This is a genomic window from Bacillus nitratireducens, from assembly GCF_036320425.1.
Taxonomy (GTDB): Bacteria; Bacillota; Bacilli; order Bacillales; family Bacillaceae_G; genus Bacillus_A; species Bacillus_A nitratireducens.
Map to the genome: position 1 here is coordinate 551,689 of NZ_JAUMJO010000002.1, position 21,041 is coordinate 572,729.

Genomic DNA, 21,041 nt, shown 5'->3' on the forward strand with positions numbered 1-21,041 from the left:
CGGATAAATGAATGGAAATAAGGTGTGAAAAAACGGTGTTTTATTATTTGAATATTTTTACTTTAATTTCTTTGAAAAACCGGGTAATCCACTGGGATAAAGGCGTTTATAAAGGTTTTTACATATAGTGAAAAGGGCTTGTTCACTTGAAAGAACAAAAAATGTTTGTTAAGGTAGGGAACCATAAGCGAAAACAAGAAAATAGAAAAAGTCATTTTTCGAAATTTTGAATGGCTTATGTAACTAAGGGAGAGATTTGGTGAAGATAGAGATTATGGTTTCGCTTGCTATTTATATGGCAGGTATGTTGTATATCGGTTATTGGTCTTATAAGAAGACATCCGATTTATCAGATTATATGTTAGGCGGAAGGGGACTCGGTCCAGCAGTTACAGCTTTATCAGCGGGTGCTTCTGACATGAGTGGTTGGATGCTAATGGGATTACCTGGTGCGATGTATGCAACAGGATTATCAAGTGTATGGATTGCGATAGGTTTATTAATAGGTGCTTATGCAAACTATTTAATTCTTGCCCCGCGTTTGCGAACGTATACAGAAGTGGCAAATGATTCAATTACGATTCCGGATTTTTTAGAAAATCGGTTTAAAGATCATACGAAAATACTTCGTTTTGTTTCCGCTATCGTCATTTTAGTATTTTTCACATTTTATGCGTCGGCTGGTTTAATTTCAGGTGGACGTTTGTTTGAAAATTCTTTCAACCTTGATTATAAAATTGGTTTATTTGTAACTGTGGGTGTCGTTGTTGCTTATACACTATTCGGTGGCTTTTTAGCAGTAAGTTGGACCGACTTTGTGCAAGGTTGTATTATGTTTATTGCACTTGTATTAGTTCCAATTGTAGCTTTTACAGATGTGGGCGGTGTAACAGAAACATTCAATACAATTAAGCAAGTTGATGCATCGCATTTAGATATGTTTAAAGGGACTACAATTCTTGGGATTATTTCATTTTTAGCATGGGGTCTCGGGTATTTTGGTCAACCGCATATTATTGTTCGCTTTATGGCAATTACCTCTATTAAAGATTTAAAAACTTCTCGTAGAATCGGTATCGGTTGGATGACGATTTCAATTATAGGTGCAATGCTTACTGGTCTAGTTGGTATTGCTTATTACGCTAAAAATAATACGACATTACAAGACCCAGAAATGGTCTTTGTAACATTCTCAAATATTTTATTCCATCCGTACATTACTGGATTTTTATTATCAGCTATTTTGGCTTCGATTATGAGTAGTATTTCCTCGCAATTACTTGTTATTTCAAGTGCAGTAACGGAAGATTTCTATAAAACATTCTTCCGTCGTAACGCAAGTGACAAAGAACTTGTATTTATTGGTCGCTTGTCAGTATTAATAGTAGCTATGATTGCAGTTGTTTTAGCGTATCATCCAAGTGATACAATTTTAACACTTGTTGGATATGCTTGGGCAGGATTTGGTTCAGCATTCGGACCCGCCATTTTATTAAGTTTATATTGGAAGAGAACGAACAAATGGGGCGTTCTTGCAGGGATGATTGTAGGTGCGGTAGTTGTTATTACTTGGGTACAAATTCCAAGTTTAAAAGCGACTATGTATGAAATGGTACCTGGATTCTTCTGTAGCTTATTAGCTGTTATTGTGGTGAGTTTATTAACGAAAGAACCAGTTAAAGCAATTCATCGTGAATTTAATGAGATGGAAGCAGTGCTGGAAGAGGAAACGAAATAATTAGCGAAGAGAGTAAATGATAACTAGCATTTACTCTCTTTTGATTTAAGATGAAAATAAGGAACTTGTTGACAACTAAAAGTAAGTAACTTATAATAAATATTGAGTTCAAGATAATTTGTGTTCCGAATAAAGATTTCAGATGGAGTAAATATTTTTTTGGAAATTATCTCGAATTCAAGATAAAATTATAATGATGGATTTTACTTTGCAGTATGGACAAAATGAATAATGAATTTTAGTGAATAAATGTTTTTTGTAATGAAATAAAAAAGGGGTGGAGAAAGTGGAAAAGAAAACGATGGGAATTCATCACATTACAGCAATCGTAGGTCACCCACAAGAAAATGTAGATTTTTATGCAGGTGTATTAGGATTGCGTTTAGTAAAACAAACAGTGAATTTTGATGATCCAGGAACGTATCATCTTTATTTTGGTAATGCAGGAGGAAAGCCTGGAACAATTATTACGTTTTTCCCATGGGCAGGTGCTCGTCAAGGTATTATTGGGGACGGTCAAGTAGGCATTACGTCTTATGTCGTACCAAAAGGTGCAATGGAGTTTTGGGAAAATAGATTAGAAAAATTCGACGTGCCGTATACAAAAATGACTCGGTTTGGAGAACAGTATATAGAATTTGATGATCCACATGGTTTGCATATAGAATTAGTTGAAAGAGAAGATGGCGAATTAAATAATTGGACTTTTGGGGAAATTACGCCAGAAGTCGCAATTAAAGGATTTGGCGGTGCTGTTCTTTTATCGGCACAACCTCAAAAAACTGCTGAATTGTTAGAGCATGTTATGGGTCTTGAGAAAATTGGAGAAGAAGATGAATTTATTCGATTCCGTTCTTCTGCTGATATTGGAAATATTATCGACTTGAGGTCATCAACAATCGGGCGTGGTCAGATGGGTGTTGGTACAGTCCATCATATTGCTTGGAGAGCGAGTGACGATGCTGATCAACTAGACTGGAAAGAGCATGTGTCTCGTTTTGGATATGGTGTAACCCCTGTACAAGATCGGAATTATTTTAACGCGATTTACTTTAGAGAACACGGCGAAATCTTATTTGAAATTGCAACAGACCCTCCTGGTTTTGCCCATGACGAATCTTTAGAGACGATGGGTGAGGAGTTAAAATTACCGGACCGATATGAACAACATAGAAAACAAATTGAACAGACACTCTTACCATTTGAAGTGAGAAATCTAGATTAAAGTGATTGAAAGGGGAAAAGGAATATGATGAAACATGTTTTTCAAAAAGGAAAAGATACATCAAAACCAGTATTGTTATTGCTTCATGGTACAGGAGGAAATGAATTAGATTTATTACCGCTTGCAGAAAGAATTGATCCAAAAGCTTCTGTATTAAGTGTTCGTGGAAATGTATTAGAAAATGGGATGCCTCGTTTCTTCCGCCGATTAGAAGAAGGTATTTTTGATGAAGAGGATCTTGTTTTCCGTACGAAGGAATTAAATGAATTTTTAAATGAAGCAGCAAAAACATATGAATTTGATAGAGATAATATCGTAGCTGTTGGGTATTCAAATGGAGCAAATATTGCAGCGAGTTTATTATTCCATTATGAAAATGCATTAAAAGGTGCTATTCTTCATCATCCAATGGTCCCAAGAAGGGGGATAGAACTTCCTAATTTAGTAGAAAAAGCAGTGTTTATTGCTGCTGGAACAAATGATCCAATTTGTTCACCTTCTGAGTCAGAGGAATTGAAGATGCTATTAGAAAATGCAAATGCTAATGTAACAATGCATTGGGAAAATAGAGGACATCAATTAACGATTGGTGAAGTAGAGAAGGCAACGGAATGGTATGAAGAAATGGTTTCACAGGCATAAATGATAGACTAAAACGGGTATAAAATCATAAAGATTTTATACCCGTTTTTTGTTGTAATTTAAGGGGTTAAAAGAGAATAGGAAAACTATGTTAAAATATAAAGAAAAGTAAAGGGGTTCCTGTTTGTTAATGAGCAGGAGCGTGGACTTTTCTAATAATGAGGGGGAAACTATTAGATGGAAAACTACGAAAATGAAGAAATGCTAACGGGAGGGAATGTTTCAAACGTATATCGTTCGAAAGATACTGTTCGACGAGAATTAAAGAAAGGTAGTACAAAAATTCATAAGCTATTAAATCATTTGGAAAACAAAGGTTTTAGTTATGCACCAAAGTTTTTAGGAATTGATGATAAAGATAGAGAGATATTATCATTTATTGAAGGGAAAGCCGGTAATTATCCTTTAAAAGAGTACATGTGGTCTAATGATGTTTTAAAAGAAATAGCGAAGATGCTTCGGCTTTATCATGATGCTGTGAGTGATTTTCCTTTATCAGATGATTGGAAACCGATGGATAATACGCCAAATAATATAGAGGTTGTATGCCACAATGATTTTGCAATATACAACATTATTTTTAATAACGAAAAACCAGTAGGTATTATTGATTTTGACGTTGCTGGTCCTGGACCAAGACTTTGGGACATAGCCTATACTCTTTACACTTGTGTCCCATTAAGTAGAGTTTATTATAAGGAAACAGGTGAGGCGGTTTATTATAATTCATTACAGCATGCAGACCGCATAAAGCAAAGAGTTAAATTGTTTTTTGAGTCCTATAAAAGTGATGACATGGCCGAGGATTATTTGGAGATGGTACTTCTACGATTAGAAGGATTATGTAAATACATGAAAAGAAAAGCACTAGAAGGCGATATGAACTTCCAAAAGATGATAGATGAAGGGCATCTTGAACATTATGAAAATGATATTCAGTTTATTCGTAAACATGGAAAAGAGTGGATTTAATAAAATAAATCGTATACAAAAATAAAGCTCAGAGTCATATAGGGACTGTGAGCTTTTTAACGTATTAGTGTAGATGTTTTCCACAATAACCCGACTACTTATAACAGATGTCTTTTACTATATTAATGTAGCATAGTTAAGAGTTTGTTACAGGCTGAGCTGTAGCAATCGGTAATTGGATATCGACAGTTGTTCCTATGTTTAATTCACTGGAAATGAATAATTTTCCGTGATGCTCTTGAATGATTTTATAGCACATCATTAAGCCAAGGCCAGTTCCTTTTTCTTTCAAGCTATAAAAAGGTTCGCCAAGACGAGCCATGCGCTCTTCAGGAATCCCACAACCTTCATCCATAATGCGTATTGAAACAAAATCATTTTCTAACGAAGCTGTTTGAATGAATATGTTACCACCATCAGGCATCGCCTCAATTGCATTTTTTAATATGTTAATCAAAACTTGTTTTAATTGATTACTGTCACATTGAATGTCAGAAATATAATCGAAATGATCCATGATGATATGAACGCTATGCATAACTGCTGTTGGTAAAATAAAAGTTACAACTTCTTCAATTAATGCTTGTACGTTGCATGTATGAATAGATAACACTTGTGGTTTAGACATCGCCATAAATTGGCTTGTTATAGATTCCATTTGTGAAATTTCACTCAACATAACGTCCACATACCATTTATTTTCCTCATTTATTTCTGGATGTAATAATGTTAAAAATCCTTTTAATGAAGTGAGTGGGTTTCTAATTTCATGGGCAATTCCAGCTGTCAGTTGTCCTACTACTGCAAGCTTTTCGGATTTTCGTAATAACTTTTCAGTTTCTTTTAGTTCGGTAACGTCTCTTCCCATCACTATAAGACCTTTGCGTGAGCCATCAGGGTGGAAGAGCGGAACTTTTGAAATACTTAAAACTAGGTCGAAATCATCTCTATGTATAATAAATTCCTCTCCGTGAAGAATTTGTCCTTTTTGCCATGTTAGTTCATCAACTTCTTCACAATGCAAAAAAGATTCGCGGTACGCTTCGTTATATTGAATGAGTTCATTATCTCTTTTTCCACGATAAGGAACGTTATGGAAATTGAAACAAGAAAGCGCATAGTCATTTGCTTCAAGCCAGCGCCCTTCATGATCCTTAAAAATAACAAACGCAGGCATTGAATTCATTAATGTGCGTAATCGTTTCTCACTCTCTTGTAATACTTTCTCAATTCTTTCTGATTTTTCAAGGGGTTTCATAATGGCGTATACACCTGTTAAACGGTTTTCAACAAAAATAGGAACTAATTTTGTTACGACATCTAGTGAATATCCGTCTTTATGATAAATAGAGACGATATACTCTTTTTGATTGTCAGCTGCAGTATTTTTTATGTATTGTAGTACTTGCTCAGAAATATGTGCTTCTAAAATAGAAGTGATTATTTTTCGCTCTAATTCGCTAGAAGTATAACCTAATATTCTTTCAGCAGCGGGGTTAATATGTAAAATAACTCCTTCTAAATTCAATGAAATAATACTATCAGGATTATGTTCAAAAAGAGATGCATACATTTCTGCTAAAGAACGATTTTGTATATGGTTTCGCAAGCGTCCAGATACGTTCGGATGACGCTTTTTTTGGGTAGATGAATATTTTTTACGACTCATAATATTTCCTCCGTACAACTAGCATCTAAAAAAGATTAATCTAGTACTAACTATAATATAGGTTCAATATGTATTTCTATAAAAAATGGAAATTATATAATAAATTTTCTTTTTTATTTTTAGTGGAAGGTAAAAAAGGTAGTAATAAGAGAATCTTATATTACTTTATTAATTTTTTCTAAGTTCCATGAATGTATTTTCGTTATAACATTAGAATAGAAGAGGGGGAAGGAATATGAAAAATTATATTCAAGGAATTGATCATGTACAAGTAGCGGCGCCACTAGGATGTGAAGAAGAAGCACGAGAATTTTATGGTAATAAAATTGGTATGGAGGAAATCCCAAAGCCAGAGGAATTAAAGAAGCGTGGTGGGTGTTGGTTTAAGTGTGGAAATCAAGAGATTCATATCGGAGTTGAGCAAAATTTTAATCCAGCTAAAAAAGCGCATCCAGCTTTTTATGTTTTGAAAATTAATGAATTTAAACAAGGGTTAATAGAGCAAGGTATTGAAGTAATAGATGATCATGTGCGACCAGATGTAATCAGATTTTACGTGTCAGATCCGTTTGGAAATCGAATTGAATTTATGGAAAATAAAAACTAGGTGGAGATCCACCTAGTTTTTTACACTTTTCTAAACAATCCTAATACTTCAACAGTCTCCGTAATATTAACGAATGCATGAGGATCAATTTCCGAAATCGTTAGTTTCATACTTGCCAGTTCTTCACGTGAAACGACTGTCATAAGTACACGTTTTTTCTCGTTTGAATAAGCACCTTCACCATCAAGTAACGTAATTCCACGTACTACAGTTGAAAGAAGCTTTTTTTTCATTTCTTCTGCTTGATTTGTTACAATCATAAGTGTAACTTTACGATGTTTCGTATGAACGGCATCAATTACTTTACCAGTTACATAAATTGAAAGTAAGCTTGTAAGGGCAACATCCCAAGTGAAGAAAAATCCTGCAATGACAACAACAACGGTATTTAATGCAATAAGGAATCCACCAAGTTTAATATCTCGCTTACGAGATAACAACATACCGATAATATCAAATCCACCAGTTGAGCCATGGCAGTTAAAGACAAGACCGATACCAGCTCCGGCGATGACACCGCCAAATACAGATGATAAAAGTGGATCTGTTGCTACGACTTTTACTGGAACATAGTATAATGCAACAGATAATACAATTACAGAAACAACCGTGTTAAAAATTACTTTTTTTCCAAGACCTATGTATCCTAAAATAAGGATAGGTAAGTTCAATACAAAGTTAATAATACCTGTGTTTACAGGGGTTACAATCCCTAAAATAATAGCAATTCCGCCAATTCCACTACTTAATATTTTATGGGGGATAAGGAAAAGATTAAAGGCAATTGCAATAATAATAGAACCAAAAATAACACCAAGAAATCTGACCATCTCTTTCCCGTCCTTCACTAAATAATCATATTATTTCAAGATTATATATGAAATTGAAAGTTTTTGGGGAAAACAGTTTATTTTGGAAAATTAGATTAATCTAAATAGTTTGAGTGTTTGATAAAATGGGAGGGGATACAGATATGAAGATAACAACGTACCAACAGAAGAGTCCTTTAAAACAAGAGTGTGAGGATTCATTTTTTTGTAATGAAGATAAAATGATTTACGGTGTATGTGATGGAGCGACACCGCTCGTTCCGTTTGGTGATGAAGAAGGGCATAATGGAGCATACATCGCTTCACATTTATTTGCAAGTCATTTTACTTCGCTACGAGAGATCAATAGTTTACAAGGTGAAGTTGCAAAGGCGAATGAATTATTGCAAAACAAGATGCTAGAGTACAAGGTTGATACGAGAAAAAAAGACCATCTGTGGTGTACATGTATTGCAGCAGTTCAAATAGAAGGCGATAAACTTGAATATGCACAATTAGGTGATTGTATGATCGTTGCAATACTTCAGGATGGAGCAATAAGAGTATTAACGAAAGATACAGTTAAGGGAATTAGTAAACGTGCAAAAAAGAAGAGAGAAGAGGAGCGTAAAAAAGGATTACCAGTCCCGGAAGAACATGTTTTTCAAGATGTTCGGGAGCAGTTAAAATACAACCGCTATCTTGCGAATGTACAAAACGGTTACTCAGTTGCAAATGGGATGGAAGAGTCAATGACTTATTTACAACATGGGGAATTACATGTAGCTGATGTAAGTGGGATCTTTATTTGTTCGGACGGATTGTTCCATCCGGAGTGGTCGTTAGAACAAATTGTGGTATATATAAGAAAGAATAGTATAAAAGAATATGTAGCAATCATTGAAAGGCTAGAAGGAGAAAATAGAATAAGACCAGATGATAAAACAATTATTATAATTGATTTTTAAGGGGAGGAAGTTCAAATGGAAATTAAATGTGTAAATTTAACATTTCAAGATGAATTAGTTCCTTTAGAGAAAGTAAATAAACTGATTATCCACCATACGTCAGAAGATGGATGGGATGTGTATAAAACCCACGAATTTCATCAAAAGGTAAGAGGATGGAGTGGGATTGGTTACAATTATTTTATTGAAGAAGACGGAACTGTAGTCGAAGGACGGGGGTTACATATTGGAGCACATGCGAAAGATAATAATAGTAACACAATTGGAATATGTATGACGGGAAATTTTGATAAATATGATCCAACTACTGCACAAATGAATTCATTATATTCTTTATGTAAAATGTTTATGAAGCAGTTTGCCATAGAGAAAGGAAATATACTCGGCCATAGGGAGTTAGAAGGGGTTACAAAAACTTGTCCAGGAAATCGATTTTCTATGGTAGAGTTAAGAAAAGTATTATCTTAAATATAGAGGAGTAATGAATGATGATGAACATAAAAATACCGAATGATAAAAAAGAAGAGCTTGTAGCACAAATTCAGCAATTTTTCGTTGAAGAAGATTTAGATGAAATTGGACGTTTCCAAGCAGAACGTTTAATAGAAGAAATGATAAAGTTAGTAGGACCATTTGCATACAATCAAGCAATTGGAGATGCAAGAAAACTTGTAACTGAAAAATTAACAAATATTGAAGAAGATTTGTATGTGTTAGAGAAGAATGAAGGGAAGTAAAAAGAGCTATTTTGGTCGTCTTCCGTCAATTATAAAATAAGTATATGCCACGGCTTTTTTTCGATGTTTTGTTTGGAAAAGGCCGTGAAATTGTTGTTGGACATATAAAATAAAACTTTTCTTTTTTGCCACAAGTAACCCTAGAATTAAAAAAAACGTTATTCTTTCTTAACAAGCTAGATGAGAAAGAATAACGTTTTTTGATTGAGATTAAAAATATATTATCTTAATTTTATCTTTTTTTAATAATTTATTTATGGGCAATTTATAGTTGCTATTTATAATTCCTATATATAACAGCTATGGATACTATGAAAAAGAACTTTGGAAGTGTAACGATGTAGGTAGCAACATACTTCGTATCAAAGTTGGGGAATTGAAAATTTGTATACAATTAGCTGTAATTAAAATTTAAAACATGAATTGCTCATATAGAATCTTCTTTTGGAAGATAAGTGGTGTAATTCATTGTTAAATGAAGGAAGGTATTGGGAAGCTATGAATAAAACAATTTTAAAAACATGTATCATATCAGCAGTTTTAGGTGGAAGTCTATTAAGTGAAAAAAATGGAGAAGTAAAAGCAGAAGAGGTTACACCACAAACAAATCATACTGGTGTATTCAAAGATGTTCCAAAGGGGCACTGGGCATATGAGGCGATTCAGCAATTAATAGGTGAGAAAATCATTTTCGGCTATGATGATGGAAGATTTGGTTTTGGAGATAACGTAACACGTGAACAAGTTGCAGCTTTAATGTATCGTTATTTTAATATGGCAGAAAACAAAAGTTATCAGAACCCATACGGGGATGTAAGCGAAGATTCGACAAGCTATATAAAGGAAATCTTGTCTTTAACAGAAATGGGTGTTTTTACGGGTGACGAGCATGGGAACTTTAGACCAAAGGCATCTTTAACACGTGCAGAAATGGCACAGGTTCTTACAAATGCTTTTCATTTAAAGGCAAAGAGTGATCACACTTTTAATGACGTTTCAACGAACTCATGGGCAAGAAATGCAATTAGTGCTGTTCAAACAAATAATATTGCAAAAGGAGTAGGAGGAGGGGAATTCGCTCCAAGTATGGATGTGACGCGTGAACAGTACGCACAATTTTTATACAATGCAATACAAGAAACTAAACAAACTCAACAAACGAAAGGGCAACTACTAGCTAGTATACTTGGTGAAACAAACTGGAAAGGGACAAAAGTCTATGACAAAGATCATAATGATTTAACGAAAGAAAACCAAAATTTCATCGGGCTTGCAAAATATGACGCTAAAACTGCAAGGTATGAATTTTTTAATGCAAATACAGGAGAGAGTCGTAATGATAGTGGTACCTTTTTTATAACCAATGATGGGAAGAAAAGAGTGTTAATTTCTGAAACGCAAAATTATCAGGCAGTTGTTGAATTAACGCAATTAGATAAGGAGAAATTTACATATAAAAGGATGGGGAAAGATGCAAAAGGGAACGATGTAGAAGTATTTGTTGAACATGTTCCTTATCAAGAAAAAGAGCTTTCTTTCACGCGACCTGATAAAAATTTAGAAAGTTCGACCGGGAAAGTAGTTACAGACGTTGATGGAGATGAAATCTTATCTAGTACTCTATGGAACGGAACAGTGGTATTAGATGAACAGGGTAATAATGTAACAAAGTACAACTCTAACTTAATCAGTCTAGCAAAATATGATAAAAATACAAATAAATACGAGTTTTTCAATGTGAATACAGGTGTAAGTCGTGGGGATTATGGTTTCTTCGATGTTGTACATGGGAATAAAATAAGAGCTCACGTTTCGTTAGGAAATAATAAATATGGTGCGGTTCTTGAACTTACAGAGTTAAATAAAGATAAATTTACGTATACAAGAATGGGGAAAGATGCGGATGGAAAAGATATAAAAATCTTTGTTGAGCATGAACCGTATACAGGTGACCTAAAACCAGATTTCACAAAGTAAATAAAAATAAGATGTAAAATTAATCTTAAAGCAAATAATCTTTTGTAGCAAAGGCATTATCTTAGAAAATGTTAGTAAGGAAAAACCTGAGTGATTAGGATTAGGTAATTATACAATAGAAGTAAAATAGTTGTTTATAGACAAATAGATGCCTTGAGCTTGAGGCATCTATTTGTCGTTTTAAAATAAGATTATTGGTAAATATAAAATACAAACTCTCTTACTTTCTCGGTTGTATTTTCATCTTTGAGTAGCTGACAATCTTCTCAGATTTAGTAACTTACTACTTGCACAACCATACATCGTGGCTCTTTTTTATTTGTTCTCTTTATATTCATGTATTTTCTCTTTTACATTACCGACAGTATCTTTAGCAGTGCCTTTTACCTTATCCCATTTTCCTTCAGCTTGTAATTTTTTATTGTCAGTGACTTTCCCGACAACTTCTTTTACTTCACCTTTTACTTTATCAATGGCACCCTCTACTTTTTCTTTTAAACCATGATCATGCTTAGTCATACATTTTTCCTCCTTGTAGTTTGATTAGAATTCTCTTTTCATATTGCAAGTTGAATGATGTATCTAGTAATAGCGTAGCGAATATAATTTGAATATTCAAGTGATTAATAGAATAGAAAAGGAATTGTCATAAAATGTATAAGGTTGTAACGGAAGGAGAAAGAATGTTAATTACATGTCTTTCGCAGTCCATATTGATTTTGTATAAGCAATTTTCATATGGGCACGTTCCATATTATTTTGACTGCCGCTACCGAATCTTGCTTGTCCAACTATTAAATTACAATTGGCTTCAACAGCGGTCTCAATTCGTTTTTGAATTAATGCAGTATGACACCCTTTACGCTGAAATTCCGGTAAAGTAGCGGATGCAGCTAAAGAGGCAACACCTTTATTTATATAAAGTACCCCTATACTAGCAGGAGTGTTTTGAACTTCGGCTATGAAAAAATGCCAGCCGGATTTATTGTAGAGAATTTCGTTATTTTGGTGCACACCATCTTTTGTAAAGGATGGCATGTTAAATCCACGTACATATATGTCTGCAAAAATATCAAATTCATTTTCTTTTAGTTGGCGTACTGAAATGTTAGAAGGAATAAGGGATGGATCTGCTCTCGGTATACTATATAAAGCGGTATGGAAGCTAGATTGATAAAAACCTTTTTGAGATAAATGTTGAAATAGTTCAGCTGTACCTTGCGCTGGTGTAATTTCAAAACGGCAAGGGATTTGTAGTGATTCAAAATAAGAGATGATTTCATCTATCGCATCTGTATTTGTATATGTAATGCCTTTTACTGTATTAAAAGCAGGACCAAGAATTACTTTTGATGAAAAGGCAGTGGCGCTCTCGAATTTTTTCATTTGTATTTGCATTGGATTTCCGCTTATTGCTTGTAGTAGCGCTAATCTAGAAGAGAGCATATCTATTTCTGCGTTTTCAATTTCTTGTGCTGCATTGAATGTCATAATCGTACTCATAAGATTCCTCCGTCAATTAATATAGTTCATAGTACATATACGATTTTACTTCTGAGATTCCTGTTGAAATGTAAGAGAATAAGAAGTTTTTTGGAAGGGAAATGGAAGCGGACTGTCGAAGGGAGTGGAAACAGATTAAAGGTGGTGCTCTCATGAAACAGAAAGACGTGCAGACATGCTCTCATTGCGGTTCTCAAAACATAGGAGAAGGTGAGTTTATCGGTTATGCACAAATACGGAAAAAGGAAACGATGTTCACATCTTCACCAGTAGATGCTTATATTTGTACAGATTGCGGGAATATCCTTTTATTAAAAGTACGACATTATGAAAAGTTTAAGCAGAAGCCGTTATGATTATTGAGAAGTGTTTTTATTAGGGAAGTTAATAGGAGTAATATTTTACATATATATGAGTATGCCTTATATAAGGAGATGACAACATATACTGTCGCTATATGACATACAAAAATGTATAGAAGAAATTGTGAATCAATATGAGGAAGAAAAATTAGTCCCTATTGGAATATTTCATATCGAAAGCTCCTTTAAATGAATAAGGGAGTTTTTTGTTTTTTATAACAATAATTACCTTTAATTGTTATGATTGGTTATTAGGAGAGAGTGTTTTATTAACGCGATAATCACAGAAGAAAACTAGCTAAATCGTATAGAAAACCGCTATATAACACAATCGCAACCGTAAGTTGACAAAGTGCAACCGCAGGAAGATAGAGATAAGGGCAATGCTTACATACAATTTAGTTAAGAAAACAAAGGGGGACACACATATGGGATTTGGTGAAAAGCTTTTTAAATTAAGAAAGGAAAAGGGCCTTTCTCAAGAAGCGTTAGCTGAAAAATTAAACACAACAAGGCAAGCAGTTAGTAAATGGGAAAACGGTCAAGGATTTCCTGAAACTGAAAAATTAATAATGATTGGAAATGTATTTGAAGTATCACTCGACTATTTATTAAAAGAAACTGCTGAGCAAAGTAATGAAAATGTGGAGGGCTATTACGTAAGTCAGGAAATGGCAGAAGGGTATATAGTGTATGGACAAAAAATTTCTAAATATATTGCGTTAGGATTTAGTTTGCTCATTTTATCTACAATACCGTATTTATTATTTAAAGAAAATGCAACAATGTCGACATTCCTTGTCATTATCATTGCTGTCCTTGGAATTGGAGCAATGATGGTACCTGTAACGATAGAAGAGAGTCGATACAATGTATTGAAAAAGGAAGAACTACTATTTGATCAAAACTTTCTAAAAGAATTGACAAAAAGATATGCGATTATTAAGAAAAAGTATGCTGCAGTAGTGATCGTTGGATTTTGTTTCATAGCAGCAGGAGCGATACCATTTTTATTTGAGAAAAAACGAATTACTTCTGGAGAGCTCGTGCAGTACTATCCTTATTGTGTTGTACTTATTGCTCTTGGAGTTTATCTTTTTGTTCGTGTGTTAGGGGTATTAGAGGTGTATCGAATTTTGGTAGAAAATAAGGAATATAGCAATCGTATTATTTTTAAACTAAAAAAGAAAGTGAGAGACAAAGTGGATAATTTTTAATAGTAGAAAACCTATTTTTATTAAAAGCTAAGATAGGAGTGAAATGATGTCAAACGTTCTAGAAATTAGAAATTTAAGTAAATCATTTGGAAACAAAGCTGTTTTAAAAAATATTACATTCAATGTGCCATCAGGGTCAATTGTTGGATTCATTGGTGACAATGGGGCAGGTAAATCAACAACATTTAAAACAGTATTAGAATTAATTTCTAAAGATAGCGGTACAGTAAAAATATTAGGTGAAGAAAATATAAATAAAGATGCCAAGATTAAGGAGAAGATTGGAGTCGTATTTGATGCTATGAATCTCCCAGCTCATCTTACAATAAAACAACTAAATACGGTTTTTGAAAAGATGTTTGAATCTTGGGATAGAGAAAATTTTTACCGATTAGTTCATTCTTTCTCTTTACCTACTAATGAAAAAGTAGGTAGATTTTCCCGTGGAATGTCGATGAAACTATCTATAGCTGTTGCATTGTCGCATAATGCAAAATTATTAATCCTAGATGAAGCGACGGGAGGTCTTGATCCTTCATCTAGGGAGGAGGTATTAGAGGAATTAAAAAGTTTTGTGAATAAAAGTAATGGTGGTATATTACTTTCTTCACATATTATGAGTGATGTAGAAAAAATAGCTAGTCACCTTATTGTGATAAAAGATGGAGAAGTTTTATTGAATGAAGAAAAGGATAAGGTTTTGGACAATTATGCCATTGTAGATGTTGATGAGGAACAACTAACTTTAATCAACAAAGATATAGTTGTGGTGAAAAGGAATAATGGTTCTTATTTCAATGTACTTGTATCAGATGTGCATAAATTACCAAATGGGATTGCTCATAGAACCATTTCGATAGAGGAAATAAGTGTTTTATTAACGAGGAGTGAAAAATAAATGAAAGGTTTATTATTGACAAACTATTATCTAGTGTATCGAACTTTCTTTACGTTCATGGGAATAGCGATATTAGGATCGGGATTTGTTTTTTATTTTGGTAATGCTTCAATGTACCGTTTAATTGCTACGTTCATTATCTTATTTGCTGCGATTCCTGCACTTGAAGTTATTAAATATGAGAGTAAGTCGGGGTATGAAAAATATGTACTTACTTTACCGGTTACTAGAAATAATATTGTACAAAGTCACTATCTTTTCTATTTTTTAGTTGTAATTATTGGTACTTTACTATCGTACGGCATATTTTATGTACATGGTTTAGTTTCAGATACACCAATTGATGATGGTATATTTAAGAGTGTTTCTTTAGGGACGTTCATCATTCTTAATGCCGGAGCAATAGCTTATCCGCTTCTCTATGTTTTTGGAGCAGAAAAATCTGATGCTATTACAATTGGAGGCGCATGTGGGGGACTTGTTACTTATTTTGGATTACAAAGTGTAATTGGATATCTAATAGAACAATTTCCAATATCAAATGTAAATTCATCTGTATACGTTTCAATTCTATATACAATAATTGGCGTTATCATATATATCTTTTCTTATTTCATTTCGGTATTTATATATCGTAAGAAGGAATTTTAATATATTTTCTCTTAGTATTTTCTGAATTATTTCCAAAGAAATAATTCAGAAAATACAGAAAAATATCGTAATTATTTGTAGAAGTCTGTTATAATGAACGAAATGAAAACGCTTTAAAGGGAGGATGTAAACAATATGATGATGAATGTACCTCTAACAATTAGTTCTATGATGGAAAGGGCAGAAAAACTATTCCCAAAGAAAGAAATTATTTCACGGACACATGATACAGTTACGACATTAACGTATAAGCAACTAGGGGAAAGGACAAGAAGACTTTCAAGTGCGTTAAAAAAGCTTGGGATTAAAGAAGGCGAGCGCATAGGAACGTTAGCGTGGAATCATCATCGACATGTGGAGGCATATTTTGCTATTCCAGGTATTGCTTCCGTATTACACACAATTAATATTCGTTTATCTCCTCAACATATATCATACATTATTCAACATGCAGAAGATCGTATTTTACTTATTGATGAAGATCTTGTACCACTCATTGAGAATATCCAGTCTGAATTATCGACTGTACAAGCATATATTATTATGACTGATAAAGAGGAGCTTCCAAAAACTACACTTCAGCCTGTATATCATTATGAGAAACTTTTAGAAGAAGGCGAGCCAAATTTCCAATTTGTTAAAGATATTGATGAAAATACACCTGCTGGTATGTGTTATACGTCAGCGACTACAGGGAATCCAAAAGGTGTTGTTTATACACATCGTAGTACAGTGTTGCACTGTATGGCACTCGGATTAGCGGATACGACAGCTTTATCGGAAAGTGATGCAGCAATGGCTATTGTGCCAATGTTTCATGTGAACGCTTGGGGACTTCCTTTTGCGGCTACTTGGTTTGGGGCAAAACAAGTTCTTCCGGGGCCGATGTTTACGCCGAAAATTTTATTAGAAATGATTCAAACTGAAAAAGTAACGATAGCTGCGGGTGTGCCGACAATTTGGCTTGGTGTTTTACAAGAGTTAGAAAATAATAGTTACGATTTATCTAGTGTAACGAGACTTCTATGCGGAGGCGCAGCTGCACCGAAAAGTGTTATTAAAGCGTTTGAGCAAAAATATAATGTTCCTTTCGTACATGCATATGGCATGACTGAAACGAGTCCACTCGTAACGCTTGCACGTCTAAAAAGCTATGAAACAGATTTGGCGTATGAAGAACAACTTGAGATAAGATCTAAGCAAGGATATCTTGTCCCTGGTGTAGAGATGAAAGTAGTCGGTACAAGTGGTGAAGTGAAGTGGGACGGTACGGAGATGGGAGAACTATGTTTACGAGCGCCATGGATCGCTGCAAGCTATTATAACGATGAGCGTACTGTCGAAGGTTTTCGTGATGGATGGTTATATACAGGAGATGTCGTTACGGTTGATGAGGAAGGGTGCGTAAAGATTGTTGATCGTACGAAGGATGTTATTAAAAGCGGGGGAGAATGGATTTCCTCAGTTGATCTTGAAAATGCTCTAATGGCACATGAAGCTATATTTGAAGCGGCTGTCGTTGCAATTCCACACCCGCAGTGGCAAGAGCGTCCAGTTGCCTGCGTTGTACAAAAGAAAAATAGTACTGTTACAAAAGAAGAACTATATGAATTTTTAAAACCACAGTTTGCGAAGTGGTGGTTACCAGACGATATTGTATTTATAGAGGAAATTCCGAAAACATCTGTTGGGAAGTTTTTAAAACAGGCGCTTAGGAAAGAACTTGAGCATTTGCATAAAGAGAAATAACCGAATTTTTATTTGTAAACTTATTTTTAATTTCAGTTGACAAGAATCGAATGGAAAGATAATATAACTCCTATAATATGTTATCTAAAAAATATTTTAAGTTTACAAATAGGAGAAGCAAACATGAATACAAAAAACTTAGTTTTCGTCGCTTTATTTAGTTCTATTATGGGAGTGTTAGGGTTAATACCTCCAATTGCTCTTGCTATTACACCAGTTCCGATTACATTACAATCACTCGGTGTTATGCTTGCTGGTGGGTTGTTAGGCTCACGTCTTGGTGCATTAAGTCAGCTTATTTTCTTACTTATAGTTGGAGTTGGAGCACCATTACTTGCGGGTGGACGAGGTGGTCCAGGTGTATTTGTTGGACCAAGTGCAGGATATTTACTTGGTTATATTGTAGGAGCGTTTGTCATTGGTTATTTAATTGAGCGCTTACGTGAAGTTTCTATAATAAAGGTATTATGTATTAATATAATTGGTGGTATTTTCGTAGTTTATGTATTTGGTATTACTGTACAAGCTTTCTTAATGGGGGTTTCCGTATGGGAAACGATGAAAGTGAGTGCTGTGTTCTTACCAGGGGATTGCATAAAAGCAATTATAGCAGCAATTCTCGTGACAAAATTACATCGTTCATTGAAACACATTATTACGCCCGCTTTAAAGAATAGAAAATATACAAATGCGGGATAAGAAAGAGAAGAAACACGTTCATTGCGTGTTTCTTTTTATTATTTTGTAGAGAAAGGATATTTCATATGGGAATTACAAAAAAATACAAAAAGTATGCCTCTTTACAACCGAATAAAATAGCAATTAAAGAAAATGATAGAGTGTTAACATATAAAGATTGGTACGAGTCAGTTTGTAAAGTAGCAAACTGGTTGAATGAAAGTGAATCGAAGAATAAAACAGTAGCAATTGTATTAGAAAATTGTGCTGAGTTTTTACAAATATTTGCTGGTGCTGCTATGGCTGGATGGGTTTGTGTGCCACTGGATATAAAATGGAAACGAGATGAACTTAAAGACAGACTAGTGATTAGTAAACCGGATGTTATTGTGGCGGAGCAGTATAGGCTCAATGATATATTCTGCGAAGAAGGAAGGATTATTGAGATTGAAGAATGGAAAGAAATGATTGAGAACTTTCTTCCTACATACCATTCTGTAGAACATGTACAAGACGCTCCTTTTTATATGGGATTTACATCAGGATCAACTGGAAAAGCAAAAGCGTTTTTACGTGCGCAACAGTCGTGGGTTCATAGTTTTGATTGTAATGTACATGACTTTTATATGAAAAAGGAAGATTCTATTTTAATAGCTGGGACGCTTGTTCATTCTCTTTTCTTATACGGGGCAATAAGTGCATTATTTCTAGGACAAACGGTACACATAACGAGAAAGTTTGTACCAGTTCAAGTGCTATCTAGTATAAAGATAGAGAATATTTCTGTAATGTATACAGTCCCTACAATGCTTGAGTCTTTGTATAAAGAAAATAAAGTAATTGAAAGTGAAATGAAAATTATTTCGTCAGGAGCGAAATGGGAAGCTGAAGCGAAAGAAAAGATGAAGAATATGTTTCCTTATGCAAAAAGATATGAATTTTATGGTGCGTCGGAGCTAAGCTTTGTAACGGTATTGGTCGATGAAGAGAGCGAAAGAAAGCCGACTTCAGTGGGGAAAACTTGTCATAATGTACAAGTTCGAATATGTAATGATGCAGGAGAAGAAGTACGGACAGGCGAGATAGGAACTGTGTATGTGAAAAGTGATCAGTTTTTTATGGGTTATGTATCGGATGGAGCTATTATTCCGCAATTGACCAAAGATGGTTGGATGACAGTACAAGATGTGGGCTACCAAGATGGAGAAGGATTTATATATATTGTTGGTAGAGAGAAGAACATGATTTTATTTGGAGGAATCAATATTTATCCAGAAGAGATAGAAAGTTTGCTATATACGCATCCAGCTGTTGAAGAAATTGTTGTTGTTGGTATAAAAGATAGTTATTGGGGTGAAAAGCCTGTCGCTATCGTAAAAGGAAGTGCTACAAAGCAACAATTAAAGAGTTTTTGCTTACAACGATTATCATCTTTTAAAATACCGAAAGAATGGCACTTTGTTGATGAAATACCTTATACAAATAGCGGGAAGATTGCTCGTATCGAAGCAAAAAGTATGATTGAAAACCGGGAGAAGATATATGAATAGGGCGGTTATTGTAGAAGCGAAAAGAACACCTATTGGTAAAAAAAACGGGATGTTGAAAGATTATGAAGTTCAGCAATTAGCAGCACCACTTCTTACGTTTCTAAGCAAAGGAATTGAGAGAGAAATAGATGATGTCATATTAGGAAATGTTGTTGGACCAGGAGGTAACGTTGCAAGATTATCTGCTTTAGAGGCAGGACTTGGCTATCATATTCCTGGTGTAACGATTGATCGGCAATGTGGTGCTGGATTGGAAGCTATTCGCACCGCGTGTCATCTCATTCAAGGCGGGCAGGTAATTGTTATATTGCAGGAGGAGTAGAGAGTACAAGTACATCACCTTTTCAAAATAGAGCGCGATTTTCACCTGAAACAATTGGTGATCCTGATATGGGACTAGCGGCTGAATATGTTGCAGATCGTTATAATATAACGCGAGAAATGCAAGACAAGTACGCTTGTCTAAGTTATAAACGGACACTGCAAGCATTAGAGAACGGATATTTACAAGATGAAATAATTTTGTTTAATGGATCTTTAGACGAGGCTATAAAACGAGAAATAAATTATGAAAGAATGATTAAAAGAACAAAACCCGCATTTTTACAAAATGGTACAGTAACGGCAGGTAATTCGTGCGGTGTAAATGATGGAGCATGTGCCGTTCTTGTAATGGAAGAGGAGCAAGCCCGAAAATTAGGATACAAGCCTGTTCTTCGTTTCGTTCGTAGTGCTGTAGTTGGAGTAGATCCAAATTTTCCGGGGACTGGCCCGATATTTGCGGTGAACAAATTATTAAACGAAATGAATGTAAAAATAGAAGACATCGATTACTTTGAAATAAATGAAGCATCCGCCTCAAAAGTTGTTGCTTGTGCAAAGGAGTTACAAATTCCGTATGAAAAGTTAAATATAAATGGTGGTGCAATAGCACTTGGTCATCCGTACGGTGCGTCTGGAGCTATGCTTGTAACACGCTTGTTTTATCAGGCTAAAAGAGAGCATATGAAATATGGAGTTGCGACATTAGGAATTGGTGGGGGAATTGGACTTGCTCTATTATTTGAAAAAGTAGAAGACTAGCAAGAT

At 34.5% G+C, this 21,041-nt stretch carries 20 protein-coding genes and 2 pseudogenes; 18 read left to right on the top strand and 4 right to left on the bottom strand.

Annotated features, from left to right (window positions below; translation table 11 throughout):
* Positions 1-259 precede the first annotated feature (259 nt).
* From putP to Q3V31_RS09185, 4 genes are all read left to right on the top strand, one after another.
* A complete protein-coding gene (gene putP / locus Q3V31_RS09170) occupies positions 260-1,738 on the top strand; it encodes a sodium/proline symporter PutP (protein WP_139265969.1) in 1,479 nt (492 codons plus the stop codon).
* A 286-nt stretch (positions 1,739-2,024) separates the two neighbouring features.
* Positions 2,025-2,963, top strand: coding sequence for a ring-cleaving dioxygenase (locus Q3V31_RS09175; RefSeq protein ID WP_329764824.1), 939 nt, complete (start codon positions 2,025-2,027; stop codon positions 2,961-2,963).
* Between the two features lie 27 nt (positions 2,964-2,990).
* On the top strand, positions 2,991-3,605 hold the full coding sequence (locus tag Q3V31_RS09180) for an alpha/beta hydrolase (protein ID WP_002094460.1): 615 nt from the start codon (positions 2,991-2,993) through the stop codon (positions 3,603-3,605).
* 177 nt (positions 3,606-3,782) lie between these two features.
* A complete protein-coding gene (locus Q3V31_RS09185; protein ID WP_000432922.1) occupies positions 3,783-4,577 on the top strand; it encodes a phosphotransferase in 795 nt (264 codons plus the stop codon).
* Between the two features lie 136 nt (positions 4,578-4,713).
* Here Q3V31_RS09185 and Q3V31_RS09190 read toward each other — a convergent pair whose 3' ends face one another.
* The gene (locus Q3V31_RS09190) at positions 4,714-6,246 is read right to left on the bottom strand and encodes a BA3702 family sensor histidine kinase (RefSeq protein ID WP_000087681.1); all 1,533 of its coding nucleotides are present in this window, start codon (positions 6,244-6,246) and stop codon (positions 4,714-4,716) included.
* Between the two features lie 235 nt (positions 6,247-6,481).
* On the opposite strand from Q3V31_RS09190, the gene Q3V31_RS09195 reads away from it, so the two are divergent.
* Complete coding sequence (locus tag Q3V31_RS09195; RefSeq protein WP_000800764.1) at positions 6,482-6,853, top strand: VOC family protein; 372 nt, start codon at positions 6,482-6,484, stop codon at positions 6,851-6,853.
* A gap of 20 nt (positions 6,854-6,873) precedes the next feature.
* Here Q3V31_RS09195 and Q3V31_RS09200 read toward each other — a convergent pair whose 3' ends face one another.
* Entirely contained in the window at positions 6,874-7,683 is an 810-nt protein-coding gene (locus Q3V31_RS09200; protein ID WP_000251329.1) for a YitT family protein, read from the bottom strand.
* 143 nt (positions 7,684-7,826) lie between these two features.
* On the opposite strand from Q3V31_RS09200, the gene Q3V31_RS09205 reads away from it, so the two are divergent.
* From Q3V31_RS09205 to Q3V31_RS09220, 4 genes are all read left to right on the top strand, one after another.
* Positions 7,827-8,630, top strand: coding sequence for a protein phosphatase 2C domain-containing protein (locus Q3V31_RS09205; RefSeq protein WP_016130077.1), 804 nt, complete (start codon positions 7,827-7,829; stop codon positions 8,628-8,630).
* A 15-nt stretch (positions 8,631-8,645) separates the two neighbouring features.
* Complete coding sequence (locus Q3V31_RS09210) at positions 8,646-9,098, top strand: peptidoglycan recognition protein family protein (RefSeq protein ID WP_016096339.1); 453 nt, start codon at positions 8,646-8,648, stop codon at positions 9,096-9,098.
* A gap of 17 nt (positions 9,099-9,115) precedes the next feature.
* Positions 9,116-9,367 carry a DUF2164 domain-containing protein gene (locus Q3V31_RS09215; RefSeq protein WP_002076869.1) on the top strand — a complete coding sequence of 84 codons (252 nt, stop codon included), beginning with the start codon at positions 9,116-9,118 and terminating at the stop codon, positions 9,365-9,367.
* Between the two features lie 498 nt (positions 9,368-9,865).
* Positions 9,866-11,344 carry a DUF4822 domain-containing protein gene (locus Q3V31_RS09220; RefSeq protein WP_141435215.1) on the top strand — a complete coding sequence of 493 codons (1,479 nt, stop codon included), beginning with the start codon at positions 9,866-9,868 and terminating at the stop codon, positions 11,342-11,344.
* A gap of 315 nt (positions 11,345-11,659) precedes the next feature.
* Here the strand turns inward: Q3V31_RS09220 and Q3V31_RS09225 are convergent, their stop codons facing one another.
* Together Q3V31_RS09225 and Q3V31_RS09230 are read right to left on the bottom strand one after the other, a co-directional pair.
* Positions 11,660-11,863: a CsbD family protein gene (locus tag Q3V31_RS09225; protein ID WP_002033531.1), complete on the bottom strand. Its 204-nt coding sequence runs from the start codon at positions 11,861-11,863 to the stop codon at positions 11,660-11,662.
* A 171-nt stretch (positions 11,864-12,034) separates the two neighbouring features.
* A complete protein-coding gene (locus tag Q3V31_RS09230; RefSeq protein ID WP_090813915.1) occupies positions 12,035-12,847 on the bottom strand; it encodes a GNAT family N-acetyltransferase in 813 nt (270 codons plus the stop codon).
* A gap of 152 nt (positions 12,848-12,999) precedes the next feature.
* Here Q3V31_RS09230 and Q3V31_RS09235 point away from each other — a divergent pair, with 152 nt between their 5' ends.
* From Q3V31_RS09235 to Q3V31_RS09270, 9 genes and pseudogenes are all read left to right on the top strand, one after another.
* Positions 13,000-13,203, top strand: a complete 204-nt coding sequence (locus Q3V31_RS09235) for a hypothetical protein (protein WP_000810204.1) — start codon at positions 13,000-13,002, stop codon at positions 13,201-13,203.
* Between the two features lie 3 nt (positions 13,204-13,206).
* A pseudogene (locus Q3V31_RS30955) lies at positions 13,207-13,375 on the top strand (GNAT family N-acetyltransferase); the annotation flags it as partial.
* Positions 13,376-13,637: 262 nt separating this feature from the next.
* On the top strand, positions 13,638-14,426 hold the full coding sequence (locus tag Q3V31_RS09240) for a helix-turn-helix domain-containing protein (RefSeq protein WP_000505626.1): 789 nt from the start codon (positions 13,638-13,640) through the stop codon (positions 14,424-14,426).
* A 46-nt stretch (positions 14,427-14,472) separates the two neighbouring features.
* On the top strand, positions 14,473-15,324 hold the full coding sequence (locus Q3V31_RS09245; protein ID WP_000073171.1) for an ABC transporter ATP-binding protein: 852 nt from the start codon (positions 14,473-14,475) through the stop codon (positions 15,322-15,324).
* Positions 15,325-15,975: an ABC-2 transporter permease gene (locus tag Q3V31_RS09250; protein WP_000677373.1), complete on the top strand. Its 651-nt coding sequence runs from the start codon at positions 15,325-15,327 to the stop codon at positions 15,973-15,975. It begins immediately after the preceding gene.
* A 135-nt stretch (positions 15,976-16,110) separates the two neighbouring features.
* On the top strand, positions 16,111-17,724 hold the full coding sequence (locus Q3V31_RS09255) for a long-chain fatty acid--CoA ligase (RefSeq protein WP_090813916.1): 1,614 nt from the start codon (positions 16,111-16,113) through the stop codon (positions 17,722-17,724).
* A 123-nt stretch (positions 17,725-17,847) separates the two neighbouring features.
* Entirely contained in the window at positions 17,848-18,423 is a 576-nt protein-coding gene (locus tag Q3V31_RS09260) for a biotin transporter BioY (protein WP_001093323.1), read from the top strand.
* 65 nt (positions 18,424-18,488) lie between these two features.
* On the top strand, positions 18,489-19,952 hold the full coding sequence (locus Q3V31_RS09265) for an acyl-CoA synthetase (RefSeq protein WP_329764832.1): 1,464 nt from the start codon (positions 18,489-18,491) through the stop codon (positions 19,950-19,952).
* Positions 19,945-21,035: pseudogene (locus Q3V31_RS09270) on the top strand (acetyl-CoA C-acyltransferase). The gene Q3V31_RS09265 and the pseudogene Q3V31_RS09270 overlap by 8 nt, the downstream one beginning before the upstream one ends.
* Positions 21,036-21,041 lie beyond the last annotated feature (6 nt).